The sequence below is a fragment of the Streptomyces sp. NPDC006450 genome (assembly GCF_040612195.1).
Taxonomy (GTDB): Bacteria; Actinomycetota; Actinomycetes; order Streptomycetales; family Streptomycetaceae; genus Streptomyces.
This window is the reverse complement of sequence record NZ_JBEXPT010000061.1, coordinates 1-12,841: the sequence shown is the minus strand read 5'-3', so window position 1 is coordinate 12,841 and position 12,841 is coordinate 1. Positions and strand designations below refer to the sequence as shown.

11 protein-coding genes and 1 other RNA gene are annotated in these 12,841 nt (G+C 73.7%); 7 read left to right on the top strand and 5 right to left on the bottom strand.

Going from position 1 to position 12,841, the window contains the following annotated elements:
- The first annotated feature begins 364 nt into the window (after positions 1–364).
- The 4 genes from ABZY57_RS19335 to ABZY57_RS19320 all read left to right on the top strand — a co-directional run bounded on the left by ABZY57_RS19335 (position 365) and on the right by ABZY57_RS19320 (position 3,489).
- Entirely contained in the window at positions 365–877 is a 513-nt protein-coding gene (locus ABZY57_RS19335; protein WP_356513499.1) for an XRE family transcriptional regulator, read from the top strand.
- 143 nt (positions 878–1,020) lie between these two features.
- Positions 1,021–1,722, top strand: a complete 702-nt coding sequence (locus ABZY57_RS19330) for a hypothetical protein (RefSeq protein ID WP_356513449.1) — start codon at positions 1,021–1,023, stop codon at positions 1,720–1,722.
- A 1-nt stretch (position 1,723) separates the two neighbouring features.
- Positions 1,724–2,896, top strand: a complete 1,173-nt coding sequence (locus ABZY57_RS19325; RefSeq protein ID WP_356513447.1) for an MAB_1171c family putative transporter — start codon at positions 1,724–1,726, stop codon at positions 2,894–2,896.
- The gene (locus ABZY57_RS19320; RefSeq protein ID WP_356513445.1) at positions 2,893–3,489 is read left to right on the top strand and encodes a phosphatase PAP2 family protein; all 597 of its coding nucleotides are present in this window, start codon (positions 2,893–2,895) and stop codon (positions 3,487–3,489) included. The genes ABZY57_RS19325 and ABZY57_RS19320 overlap by 4 nt, the downstream gene beginning before the upstream one ends.
- Before the next feature lie 115 nt (positions 3,490–3,604).
- Here the strand turns inward: ABZY57_RS19320 and ABZY57_RS19315 are convergent, their stop codons facing one another.
- Positions 3,605–4,441, bottom strand: a complete 837-nt coding sequence (locus ABZY57_RS19315) for a hypothetical protein (RefSeq protein ID WP_356513443.1) — start codon at positions 4,439–4,441, stop codon at positions 3,605–3,607.
- Positions 4,438–5,214: a MerR family transcriptional regulator gene (locus ABZY57_RS19310; RefSeq protein WP_356513441.1), complete on the bottom strand. Its 777-nt coding sequence runs from the start codon at positions 5,212–5,214 to the stop codon at positions 4,438–4,440. The genes ABZY57_RS19315 and ABZY57_RS19310 overlap by 4 nt, the downstream gene beginning before the upstream one ends.
- Positions 5,215–5,292: 78 nt before the next feature.
- Between ABZY57_RS19310 and rnpB the strand changes: the two genes are divergently transcribed.
- Positions 5,293–5,694, top strand: an RNA gene (rnpB, locus tag ABZY57_RS19305) — RNase P RNA component class A.
- Positions 5,695–5,757: 63 nt separating this feature from the next.
- Here the strand turns inward: rnpB and ABZY57_RS19300 are convergent.
- Genes ABZY57_RS19300 through ABZY57_RS19290 form a run of 3 tightly spaced genes read right to left on the bottom strand, consistent with a single transcriptional unit; the run spans position 5,758 to position 8,761 of the window.
- On the bottom strand, positions 5,758–7,164 hold the full coding sequence (locus ABZY57_RS19300) for a bifunctional RNase H/acid phosphatase (protein WP_356513440.1): 1,407 nt from the start codon (positions 7,162–7,164) through the stop codon (positions 5,758–5,760).
- Positions 7,164–7,907 (bottom strand): C4-type zinc ribbon domain-containing protein, encoded by a 744-nt coding sequence (locus ABZY57_RS19295; protein ID WP_356513497.1) that lies wholly within the window; start codon positions 7,905–7,907, stop codon positions 7,164–7,166. The genes ABZY57_RS19300 and ABZY57_RS19295 overlap by 1 nt, the downstream gene beginning before the upstream one ends.
- Positions 7,904–8,761: a Nif3-like dinuclear metal center hexameric protein gene (locus tag ABZY57_RS19290; RefSeq protein WP_356513438.1), complete on the bottom strand. Its 858-nt coding sequence runs from the start codon at positions 8,759–8,761 to the stop codon at positions 7,904–7,906. Before ABZY57_RS19290 ends, ABZY57_RS19295 begins: the two co-directional genes overlap by 4 nt.
- Before the next feature lie 101 nt (positions 8,762–8,862).
- Here ABZY57_RS19290 and ABZY57_RS19285 point away from each other — a divergent pair, with 101 nt between their 5' ends.
- Both ABZY57_RS19285 and ABZY57_RS19280 read left to right on the top strand, forming a co-directional pair.
- On the top strand, positions 8,863–11,277 hold the full coding sequence (locus ABZY57_RS19285) for a serine/threonine-protein kinase (protein ID WP_356513436.1): 2,415 nt from the start codon (positions 8,863–8,865) through the stop codon (positions 11,275–11,277).
- A gap of 359 nt (positions 11,278–11,636) precedes the next feature.
- The gene (locus tag ABZY57_RS19280; RefSeq protein WP_356513434.1) at positions 11,637–12,794 is read left to right on the top strand and encodes a hypothetical protein; all 1,158 of its coding nucleotides are present in this window, start codon (positions 11,637–11,639) and stop codon (positions 12,792–12,794) included.
- Positions 12,795–12,841 lie beyond the last annotated feature (47 nt).

The following is a 12,841-nucleotide window of genomic DNA, read 5'->3' as shown; positions in this document are numbered from 1 at the left end:
CGACCCCCCTGGTCCCGCACCTGGAGCCTGCCGCCGTGACGGCATCGCGACTCCTCCCCCTCCGCCCCGCCCACCGGCTCCGCCGCTCAGTCGGCTAGACGCTCCGCGTCGAGTTGTTGAGCGCCGAACCATCTAGTGGGCTAGACGGCTGGACGAAGATACGCCGCGGCGCACATGCCCTGTCAAGGCCCTGCGGCTTGCCCCGGGGGCAATATGACGTGGGTCACTTTCTCCGGGGTCCGCTAGCTGGGTAGACGTAATTCGTTGCACTGTGTGGCGAAAGCCATCTAGGCAGGTAGATAATGTCGGTGATGATTTAGAACTGGACTATGAGATCCAGCAGGAGACGGGAGCGGTGACGGTGATGGGTGAGGAGACCCCCACCGACCGGCGGGACACCATGGGTGACCGCCTCGGCTTCTTGATCGAGACGATCCACCCGGCGGGCCGCGGGCCGTACACGTATCAAGAGATCGCCGAGGGCACCAAGAAACTGTCCGGGCCCTCCGTCTCGCACGGCACGGTCCAGACCATCCGCCTGAACAACAACCCGAACCCGGGCATCGACTCGATCCGCGCGATCGCCAACTTCTTCGGCGTCACCGTCGGGTACCTGGCCGACGGCGAGAACGCCCAGGCGATCGAGCAGCGGATCGAGGAGCGGATCGCGCGGCTGCGCGAGGAGATGGGCAAGGCCGCCGCGGCCGACGAGTTCGCCCAGGTCCTCGAGGACGAGCAGGTCAAGGCTGCCGCCTTCCGTCTCAGCGGGTTGTCCGCCGGTTCCATGCGGTCCGTCACCGGCCTGATCAAGCAGCTCCGCAAGGCCGAAGGCCTTCCGGATGTGAAGCCCCGGCGCCGCCGCGGCAAGGAGTCCTGAGGCGCGAATCAGCCACGCCCACCACCCGATCGGCCATATTCCGGCCACCGCTCCGCCCTCGGTGAGCCCCTGCTGTGCTTCCGGTTACTCTCAGACCCGATCGGGTGTGCGGACTGGGCGATGACGGGGCGGGGAGGGCGACCATGCGCTGGTGGAAGCGCGCCGACGCGGAGTGCGCCGCCGTCGTGGACCGGCTCGTCATCCCCCGGCCGTTCGACCTGGATGCCTTCTGCGAGGGCATAGCCGCGCAGCGCGGCCGGCCGCTGATCCTGCTGCCCCTCGACGGCCCCCCCGATCCGGCCCTGCCCTGCGGGATCTGGCTCGGACTGGATGTCGCCGACCTCGTCTTCTACGACGCCGTCGCGGCCGAGATCCTCAAGGTGCAGATCGTCCTCCACGAGATCTCGCACATGCTCCTCGGCCACGTCGCCCCCGAACTCGACATGCCCGAACAGCCGTCGGACCGGGAGATCGCCCGGGCCTCCGAGCACTTCCAGCGCCTGCTGACGCGTACGCACACGGCCGTCTCCGGACTCGACCGCCCCGAGCTTCCCGTGGCCTCGATCATCCGCACCGAGGCGGCCCGGATCAGGAACGTGGCGCGCAGGACCGAATCGATCGACGAGGAACTCGGCCTCGACATCGACCGCCTGGCCCACCTCATGGGGCGGAGCAAATTCGCCAGTCCGCAGGAGCGGCAGGCCGAAACCCTCGCCACGCTCATCCACGAGCGGGCCGGCCGCTACAACACGACGCAGTCGACCTCCAGTGACAGCGAGGCCGAGGACCGTCTCGTACGCCTCCATGACGCCCTCGGGCACCCCGTTCGAAATACGTGGTCGTGAAGTGAAACACCTCGAAATCGGCATCCTGGCCATGCTCTGGTCGGTGACGCTCTGGCGCGCCCCCTCAGCCGTCCGGTCGGTCAAACAGCGTGCCCTGTGGACGGCGTTCGCCGCCCTGACCGTCTCCATGACCCTGCGCCTGCCCGGCGTGATGCGCACCCTGGACGACTGGGCGGGAGTCAACAACCTCTCCACCCTCGTCAAGCACTGGCTGGGCATGATCGCGGCCGGTGCGGTCGTCGACTTCGTCGTCGCCATCGCCCGCCCGGAGTCCGGCCGCCGGCTGCGGGCCCGGCACTACGCCGCGCTGACCGCGATGACGGCGATGGCCGTGCTCTTCGCCTTCTTCGTCCCGCGGCCCCACGAGATGACCGACTTCTTCGAGGAGACCGCGGGCAACGGCTGGGCCACGCTCTACTACCTCCTCTTCGTCGTCTACCTCGGCATCGCCATGGCCACCGCCACCTGGCTCTTCTGGGGCAGCGCCCGGCACGCCAGCGCCCTGTGGCTGCGGATCGGCGTCCGCCTCATGGGCATCGGGACCGCCGTCGGCGTCCTCTACACCCTGCTGCGGGCCGGGTACATCGCGAGCCGCCTCGCGGGCCTCACGGACGACACCAGCGACATCGCGGTCGACAACGTCACCGATGCCCTGAAGTACCTGGCGATCGGCTTCATCCTCATCGGGAGCAGCATCCCCGCCTTCGGCGTGGCCTGGCGCACCGTCGAGGACGGCCGGCACCACCGGCAGCTCCAGCCGCTCTGGCAGGACCTGACCGCGGTCACCCCCGACATCGTCCTGAAGACCGGGCTCCTGCGCAGCCCGCGCCTGCGGCTGTACCGGCGGGTGATCGAGATCCGCGACGCCGCGCTGACCCTGGACGCCTACACCGCCCAGGAGGTCCGCGAGCGCGCCCACCGCGCTGCCCTGGCGGCGGGGTTCGACCCGGCGACGAGCCCGGCGGCCGAGGCCCTGTGGATGCGGGCGGCCCGCGAGGGCAAGGCCCGCGGGGTCCTGCCGCTCCACGGCACCCAGGAGCCCGAGGCCACCGTCGGCATCGACGAACTCGACTTCTCCGCGGAAGTACAGCGGCTCATCCAGCTCGCCGGGATCTACCACTCCGCCGTGGCGGACGAGTTCCTCACCGCAACCAGCCAGGAGGCCACGGCGTGACCGCCACCCTCACCCAGCCCGCCGAGTCCCGATCCGCCCGCCTGATCACCGACGGGCTCGATCCGAAGACCTGGATCATCGCCGACACCCTCCTGATCGGCTGGCACACCGCCGGCCTCGCCGGGATCGGCTGGGGACTCCTGGGCTGCCTGTTCGCCGCCGTCATACCGCTGGCCTTCATCAAGTACGGCATCCGGCGCGGCCGCTGGGCCGACCGGCACGTCGGCCAGCGCCGGCAGCGCATCACCGTGATGGTGTTCATCATCGGCTCGGTCGCCACCGGCATCCTGCTGATGGCGCTCCTCGGCTCGCCCCGCACGATGATCGCGCTGATCGCGGCCATGCTGGTCACCCTCGCGGCCCTGCTCGCCGTGACCCCCGTCTGGAAGATCAGCGTGCACGCCGCCGTCTCCTCCGGGAGCGTCGCCATGCTCGCCCTGACCTACGGGCCCTGGCTGCTGCCGGCCTACGCGTTGGTCGCCGTCGTCGGCTGGTCCCGGGTCGAGCTGAAGGACCACACCCCGGCGCAGGTCCTCGCGGGCACCGCGGTGGGCGCGGCCGTCGCGGCCACCACCTTCGCGCTGGTCCGCTAGGGGGTCTCCTGCCCGCGTCCTGACCGAACCCGATTTCGGGCCCTGCCGTTTTCGACAAGACAGGCGCGCACCGGCTTGTCACGCTCGGCGCACACCGTCGCACCGCGGCAGCCCGTCACGGGGGTGCGGGCTGCCGCAGTGCGTCGACCAGTGCGCGGGGCTCGTCCGCGTGGAAGCGGATGACGCGGGCTTCGGCGCGGGCGCCGAGGGGGCGGCGGAAGGTGAGCGGGCGGGCCAGTTCCACGGTGACCGTGGTCTGGCTGCCGACGATCAGGTCGAGCACCCCGTCCTCGGAGAGGGTGACGAGGCGTCCCTCGGGGTAGCGGCGGTCCACCCGGACCGAGGCCACCGCGTCCGGCGGGACGGCCAGGTCGAAGAGGGCTCCGTATCGGATCCGCAGGGTCCCGTCGGGGCGCACGACGTGCGGCCGGGTGACGCAGGCGGCGTGCAGCCCGAGCATCAGCAGCACCCCGTACACGTCGAGGACGAGCACCACGCGGTGGACGGCCGGCCAGGGGATCAGGAAGGCCAGCGCCACCGTCTCGATCAGCGACACGAACACCAGCCCGTACATCATGGCCGTCTGCGGTCCCGTGTACGGGGCCGCGTGGTCTGCGGGGCGCACCCCGTGCGGCGGCCGCCGCAGCACCCACCGGGCCAGCGAGGCGCACGCGCGCAGCTCGTGGAGCACGAGGCGGCGCACGGCCACGGGGACCACGGCCCGTACGGCCTCTCGGCGGGCCGTGCCCGGGTCGGCGCCGCGGGTGCGGGCCGCGGCGTACAGGGAGTACAGGACGCGGGCCTCCAGGAGGAGGACCCCCAGCACCAGCGCCTCGGCGACGGCGAGCGCCCAGCCGGGCGGGCGCACTCCCGCGGCCGCGCACACCACCAGCGCCAGCTCCACGGGGAGCACGGCGGCCACCCCGATCCGTGCCGCGCGTACCGCTCTCATTCCCGGCCCCTCTTCTCCTGCGTGGCCCACCCGGCCGTGAAGGCTTCCATCACCCGGCGGACGACCTCCGCCTGCGCCGGGGCGTACTCGGCGAGCAGGGCCTCCAGGAAGCCCGGCACCGCCTGCGGCCCGCCGGCCCCGTCCGTTGCCGCCGGCGCCAGCGCCGCGAACGCCTCGGCCGGCACCGCGGCCACCAGCTCCCGGGCGAGCGGCCCGATCCGGGGATCGTCCTCGGCGGCGTCGGCGAGTTCGTCGAGCCGCTCGTACAGCGCGAGCACGGACGGATCGGCGGCGACCGTCCCGAGCAGGGCGTAGAGCTCCTCCCCCACGGCGCCCGAGGCGTCCAGCAGGCTCAGGTGCTCGCGGTCGAGCGCGGCGGACGGAGAGGCCGTCGCGGGCGCCTTGGCGAGCAGTTGCGCGAGCGCGGGCGAGACCGGCTCGGCCTCCCCGGGCGGGGCGGCGAGCAGGACGGCGAGGCGCCGCCTGCGCTCGGCCAGTTCGGCCTGCTGGCGGGCGAGGTCGGCGTCGAGCTCGGCCAGTACCTCGGCCAGCTCGCGCCCCGCGTCGTCCGCGAGCACGTCGCGCACCTCGTCGAGACTCAGCCCGAGCTCGGTCAGCCGGCGCACCCGGGCCAGCCGGACGGCGTCGCGCACGCTGTAGGCGCGATAGCCGTTGGGGCGCCGGTCCGGCTCGGGGAGCAGGCCGACGTGGTGGTAGTGCCGGATCGCCCGGGTGGTGACCCCGACGAGCGCGGCGATCTCTCCGATCCGCATGGGTTCCAGTAGAAACCCTGCCGTTGCGTCAAGGTCAAGCCGTGATGACGCAGCCGGTACGATGGGCGGCACGACAGACGAGTCGGCCGGGCGGCCGCGTCGGGATCCCCGGATCCCGCCGAGGAACGTCCGGGCTCCACAGGGCAGGGTGGTGGCTAACGGCCACCCGGGGTGACCCGCGGGACAGTGCCACAGAAAACAGACCGCCTGGGGCTTCGGCCCCCGGTAAGGGTGAAACGGTGGTGTAAGAGACCACCAGCGCCTGAGGTGACTCAGGCGGCTAGGTAAACCCCACCCGGAGCAAGGTCAAGAGGGGCCGTTTTCGGACGGCCCTGCGCGAACGTTCGAGGGCTGCCCGCCCGAGTTCGCGGGTAGACCGCACGAGGCCGGCGGCAACGCCGGTCCTAGATGGATGGCCGTCTCCCCGGCGACCGCGAGGTCACCGGGTGACAGAACCCGGCGTACAGGCCGGCTCGTCTGTCGGCGAACAGCCCCCGCTGACCCGTTCGTTCGGGGCGGGGGCTTCGTCGTACCCGGCGCCGCTCAGCGCAGGTGGGACGTGTCGTTCAGGAGGCGGACGGAGGCGTTGCCGTCGGCGTAGTAGGCGACCGCCGACAGGGATGCCGCCGAGAGCTCCATGCGGAACAGGGCCTCCGGCGGGGCGCCCAGCGCCAGCCGGACCAGGATCTTGACCGGGGTCACGTGCGAGACGAGGAGCACCGTGCGGCCCGCGTGCTCGGCGAGCAGCCGGTCCCTGGTCGCCGAGATGCGGCGGGTGGCCGAGGCGAAGCTCTCGCCGCCGCCCGTGGGGGCGGCCTTCGGGGAGTCCAGCCACGCCTGGAGGTCCTCGGGGTAGCGCTCGCGCGCCTCCGCGAAGGTCAGCCCCTCCCACGCGCCGAAGTCGACCTCGCGCAGGCCCTCTTCGACGGTGACGGTGAGCCCGAGCCGGTCGGCGACGGCCTGCGCGGTCTCCCGGCAGCGCCGCAGCGGGGAGCTGATCACCGTCTGGACGGTGCCTCGGGCCGCCAGCGACTCCGCGACGGCGGCCGCCTGGCGGCGGCCCGCCGCGGAGAGCTCCGGGTCGCTGCCGCCGCTGCCGGAGAACCGCTTCTGCGGGGTCAGCGCGGTCTCTCCGTGGCGCAGCAGCACGAAGGTGGCGGGGGTCCCCATGTCAGGCCCCCAGCCCTGCCCCGCCGTGGGGGCGGGAGCAGCGGCGGTGGACGCACCGGTGGCGGGCACGGCCGCCGCGGCCGCAGCCGTGTCCGGCCCGGACGCCGGGGCCGCCGGATCGGCCGGGGCGACCAGGTCCGCCGGGTCCCCGAACAGGGTGTCGGCGCCGGCCGGTGCGGAGCCGGCCCGCGCACCCGCGGCGGCGCCCGCACGGGTCCGCGTACCTTCGCCTGAGGCCAGAGCGGCCCGGACGGCGGCGGCCCCCTTCGCCGCATCGCCCGGAGGGCCCTGCGGGATCGCCAGGGCGCGGGCCGCCGAGGCGTCCAGGGCGGCCAAGGACGCCGAGGAGTTCGAGGGTTCCCACTGCTTGCCGCGCTTGCCCGCGTCCATCGCCTCGTTCGCGAGCCGGTCCGCGTGCTTGTTCCGCTCGCGCGGGATCCACTCGTACGTCACCTGGGCGCGCGGCATGACCTTCGCCGCCTCCGCCGCGAGCGGCTTCATGTCGGGGTGCTTGATCTTCCAGCGGCCCGACATCTGCTCGACGACGAGCTTGGAGTCCATGCGTACGAGGACCACCGCGTCCGGGTCCAGCTCGCGGGCGGCCTTGAGACCGGCGATGAGGCCCTTGTACTCGGCCACGTTGTTCGTCGCGACGCCGATGTACTCCGCGCGCTCGGCGAGCGTCTCGCCCGTCACCGGGTCGAGGACGACGGAGCCGTACCCGGCGGGCCCCGGGTTGCCCCGGGAGCCGCCGTCGGCTTCCACAACGAACTTCGGCATCAGATGCCCGAGTCGGCCATGCGGACCAGGATGCGGCCGCAGCTCTCGTGCCGGACGACCTGGTCGCGGGCGGCGGCCTTGATCTCGTTGACCTCGGCGAGGTCGAGCTCCAGGCGGCAGCCCTCGCAGCGGCGCTGCGACAGGCGGGCGGCGCCGACGCCGCCCTGCTTCACGCGGATCTTCTCGTACAGGGCGATCAGCGCGGCCGGCATCGTGGAGACGATGACCTCGCGGTCCTTGGCGATGCCCGCGATCTCGGCGTCGATCTCACCGGTGGCGGCGTCGCGGCGCGCGGTGGCGTCGACGAGCTTGGTCTCCAGGGAGGCGACCCGGTCGGTGAGCTCGGTGACGCGCTCCTGCGCACCCTCCAGGCGCTCCATGACCTCCAGGACCACGTCCTCCAGGTCACCCTGGCGCTTGGCGAGGGAGACGACCTCGCTCTGCAGGTTGGCCAGGTCACGGGCGGAGATGCCGGCGCCGGAGTCCAGGCGGGCCTGGTCGCGGGCGGCGCGCTGGCGCACCTGGTCCACGTCCTGCTCGGCCTTGGTCTGCTCGCGGGCGGCGTCGGCGGCCTGCGTCTGGGCGGCGACGAGGAAGTCCCGCTGCTGGGCGAGGTCCCGGGTCAGCGAGTCGACCTCGGCGTGCTCGGGCAGCATCTTGCGCTTGTGGGTCAGCTGAGACAGCCGGACGTCCAGGGCCTGGACGTCGAGAAGTCGGATCTGGTCGGCGGGCTCGGCGTTCAGTTGGGGGCTCCAGGGTGAGAAGGGGATGTCACGGACGGCGCGTGCGCCGTCCACGGGTCGGTGGCCGTGCGCGAGACGTGGGTCCGCAGACCCCAGCCGTTGCGCTCGGAGATGGCGTCGAGCTGGGCCGCGGCCTGCTCGCACCAGGGCCATTCGGTGGCCCAGTGGGCGGCGTCGACGAGGGCGAGCGGGCTCTGCTCGCGGGCCTCGGACGCCGGGTGGTGGCGCAGGTCGGCGGTGACGAAGGCGTCGACACCGGCGGCCCGGACCTGCGCGAAGAGGCTGTCGCCGGAACCGCCGCTGACCGCGACGGTACGGATCATCGCGTCGGGGTCACCGGCCACCCGGATGCCCTGCGCGGTCGGCTGGAGCCAGGCGGCGACGCGCGCCGTGAACTCGCGCAGCGTCTCGGGGCGGTCCAGCTCGCAGAGCCGGCCCAGGCCCCGGCGGCCGTGCGGGTCCGTCGGGTCGGGCACCAGCGGGCCGGTGACCCGCAGGTCGAGGGCGCCGGCGAGGGCGTCGGAGACGCCCGGGTCGGCGGTGTCGGCGTTGGTGTGGGCGACGTGCAGCGCGATGTCGTTCTTGATCAGCGTGTGCACGGCCCGGCCCTTGAAGGTGCCGGCGGCGACGGTGGTGGTGCCCCGCAGGTAGAGGGGGTGGTGGGTGACGAGCAGGTCGGCGCCCAGCTTCACCGCCTCGTCGACGATCTCCTGGACGGGGTCGACGGCGAACAGGACCCGGGTGACCTCGGCGTCGGGGTCGCCGCAGACGGTGCCGACGGCGTCCCACTCCTCGGCCCGCGAGGGGGGCCACAGAGCGTCCAGCGCGGCGATGACTTCAGAGAGACGGGGCACAGGCCAAGGCTACCGTCCGTGGCGACCGGCCCCGGTCTTCCCGTCCCATCCGCGGGCCGATGCGGATACTGTCTGCGGCGGCAGGGGAAACGGGGGGATCCATGCGTGCCGGTGAACTACTGGACGCCCGCTACGAGCTGGTCCGGCGCCTGGATGTGGGCGGCATGGGCGAGGTCTGGGAGGGCATCGACCGGCGCATCCGCCGCAAGGTCGCGGTCAAGCTGATCCGCGAGGAAGCCGATCCGGCGCTGGTGCCCGAGCTGGTGTCCCGGCTCGGCCGGGAGGCGACGGCGGCGGGACGGCTCGCGCACCCGCACATCGTCGCCGTGTACGACTACAACAGCGTGGAACAGGACGACGTACCGCTCGTGTACATCGTCATGGAGCTCGTACGGGGCCGCTCGCTCGCGGAGGAGCTCGCGCAGCGGCTGCCGACGCTCCCGCAGGCGCTGGCCTGGGCCGAGCAGATCGCGCTGGCCCTGGAGTCGGCGCACGGGCCGGAGGCGGGGGTGGTCCACCGGGACCTCAAGCCCGGCAACGTGATGGTCACCTACGGCGGGCTGGTCAAGCTCCTCGACTTCGGGATCGCCCGCTTCCTGGAGGACAACGACACCCACCACACCAAGCTCACGGGTGCCCGGATGGTCGGCACCCCGGCCTACATGGCGCCCGAGCAGTGCGACGGCCGGCCGGTGGACGGGCGGACCGACCTGTACGCCCTGGGCTGCCTGCTCTACACGATGCTCACCGGGCGGCCGCCGTTCACCCTGGACCGGGGCCTGCTCCAGGTCATGTACCAGCAGGTGCACGAGGTCCCGCCGCCGCCGAGCGCGTACGGGGCGGTGCCCCCGCCCGTGGACCGGCTGGTCATGGAACTGCTGGCCAAGGATCCGGCGGACCGGCCGGCCGACGCCGCGCAGGTGGTGGACCGGCTGCGCACGCTGAGCCGCACGCTCGCCGCGGCCGCGCCCGCCGGCGCAGGATCCGCCGGTGCGGGCGCGTACGTACCGACCGAGCCGGACCTGCCGCCCGCGCCGCCGCCCGTGCGGGGGCCCGACGAGGCCGGCGGCTTCGAGGACTTCGACGACTTCGCGGACGAGGTGCTGGAGGGCGAGTACGCCGATCCCGACCCGAGCGAGGTCTTCAGCGCCCGGATCCGCGCCGCGCTGGTGGAGCGCGGCCGGGTGGCGCGCGCCGAGGACGACCCCGGGATCGCGCGGCTGGCGCTGGGCGAACTGCTCGCCGACACCATCCGGCTGTTCGGCGCCGAGGACCCCCTGACCGTGGAATTCGGCTTCGACCTGGCCTGCACCTGCGCCCGCGACGGACTGTTCGGGGAGGCCTCCGCGCTGCTCGGCGAGATCGTGCCCCGCATGGAGGCCCTGCACGGGCCCGAGGACCGCCGCACCCTGTACGCCCGCTGCCTGCTGCCCTGGTACCTGGCGGGGGCGGGCGCCCTGCGCGAGGCCGCCGAGCTCTACGCGGACATCGTGCGCGATCTGCGCCGGGTCCTCGGGGAGACCGACAGCCTCACCCTGCACACCCGGTACCAGTACGTCACCCAGCTGGCCAGGGCCGGCGACGACGTGGGCGCGATCCAGCTGTGGCTCTCCCTGATCCCGCGGCTGGACTCCGAGCAGCGCACGGTGGGGGCGCTCGGCGCGGACGCGCGGCGCGAGCTGTGCGACGCGGTCCTGCGGCTGCGGGGGAACGCGGAGGCCGCCGCCCGGCTGCGGGTGCTCGTGGCCAATCTGGTGGGGCTGCTGGAGGACGGGCGGGAGGAGACCTACGCGGCCCGGATCGTGATGGCCGGCTGGGTCGCCGACGCGGGCACGGCGCAGGAGACGCTGCCCACCTGGCGGGTGCTGATCAGCGACTGCACCGCGGCGCTCGGGGAGGAGCATCCGCTGACGCTGCTGGCGCGGTTCCGGCTGGCCGAGCACACCGAGGGCGCGGGCCGGCCGGCGGAGGCGCGCGCGCTGCTCGTGGAGCTGATGCCGGCGCTGTACGCGCACCAGGGGCCGGCCGGTGAGCTGGTGTTACGGGCCCGCTACCTGCTGGCGCTGACCACGCGGGCGGTCGATCCCGCGGCGGACCTCGCGCAGTGGGAGGAGCTGGCACCGGATCTGGAGGCGCTGCTCGGGAGCGCGGACCGGCTGACGGTGGACGCCTGGTTCCGGCTCGCGCTGGCCCTGTCCGCGCGGGACCGGCCGGCGGAGGCACTGCCGCTGCTGAACTCCGTACTGCCGCGGCGGAGCGAGCTGTTCGGCGCGGACGAACCGGTCACCCTGCGCGGGCGCTGCGCGCAGGCGGCCGGGGTGGCCGCGCTGCACGGGGAGGCGGCGGCGCGGCCGATGTGGCGGGAACTGCTGGCGGAGCTGACGCGGGCGATGGGCGCCCGGCACGACCTGACCCGTGAGGTCCGGGAGCGGCTGGGCCTGACCCCCGAGCCGGAGGAGGCGCGGTCGGCGGACCTCTCCGGATTCGGACCGATCCGGACCGTACGGGCCACGTGACGGCGGCGCGCGTGACGGGGGTCGGGGGCGAGGGCGTTGATCGCTTCGAGGTTGAGGCCGCCTTGAGCTCCGGGTGGAGCCCATGGCGCGGGTGACCGTGCGCGGGAACTGCCCCGCCGCCGGAGGGACATGGGACGTCTCCTGAGGACGGGGGCGGGTGAAAGATGAAGGATCTACACAAGTGGGTTAGGTGTACCTCACCAGACCCCTCGCCCTAAACGCCCCGATATCGCACAGCACAATCGCCTCCTCCCCCACAGGGGAACCGCCGCTCCGCCACCCGTATGTGTGAAGCGGGGATGGTCGCGTGGTCCGGGGGGAAGCGCGATCACTACCTTCCTCGGCGGAGGTGTCCGCAGATGACTGTCTGTGCCATCGAGAAGATCAGCGCGACCCCGTTCACCATCGCCGCGGACGGGTCCTACGCCGCCCGGCTGGCCGGGGACGGCGAAGCACGCTATCCGGAGCGCTGGACGCTGAGCGGTCCCGAGCCGTACGCGGTGCCCCTGCCCCTCGCCCAGCCCGAGGAGGCCGACAGCGAGGTGCTGCCGCTGGCCGACGGGCGGGTGCTGATCCACCGTCGGGTCGCGGAGCGGCACGGCTTCGCGCTGCTGTACCCGACGGGCGGCGGAGCCGCCGGGAACGGGGCCGCCGGGCCCCGGACCGGGGAGCTGCAGCTCGGCGCGATCCCGGCCGAGGACGACCCGGGAACCGGCGAGGGCGTACGGGTCACCCTGCTGCCACCCTCCCCGGACGGGCACGGGGCCTTCGCCCTGGCCGTGGGGGCCGCCTCGACCACGGTGTGGCAGGTGGCCGGGGTGCCCTTCGGGCCGGAGCGGGTCGCCCGGATCCCGGGGCGCTGCTCGGGCGGGGTCTGGCTGGACCGGACCGGCCGGCTGCTGGCGCTGGACCGCGAACTGGACGGCCCGGGCGGGCCGGTGACCAAGGCGGTGGCCGTGGACCTGCGGCGGGGCGGTGAGATCTCACCACTGCTCCAGATCGCGGAGGGCAGCAACGACCGGCTGCTGCTGGCCGACATCGACAGCGGGCTGCTGCTGATCCGCTCGGACGCGCCGGGCGAACCCCGGCTCGGCTGGGGGGTCCTGGGCAGCGCCCGCCCGGTGCGCTTCCCGGAGTGCCTGCGGGCCGTCGGGGCCACGGCGACGCCCTTCGCGGTGCAGCCGGGTCAGGTGCTGATGCCGGAGAGCTGCGGGGTGGCGCTGCGGGTGGACGAGGCCGGCGAGGGCTACGGCGGCGCCGTGGCCGGGCTGGCCCTGTGGCGCCCCGCCGACCGGCACGTGTTCCGGCTCGGCGCCCCGGCCGGCTGGCTCGGCGGTACGGGCCGCTGGACCCCGCAGGGCCGCCTGCACCTCCCGTACGCCACCCCCGACGTCCCGTGCGGGCTCCTGGGCATGACCCTCCCGGTCTCCCCGCCCCCGCCCGTCCGCCTGGACCCCATCCCCCTCCCGCCCGCCCCCGCCCGGCCGGTCCCCTTGCAGCAGGCTCCGCTGGGGTGAGCGCGCTCCCGGACACGGCGCCGGGCCCGGGGGTGTGGAACCCCGGG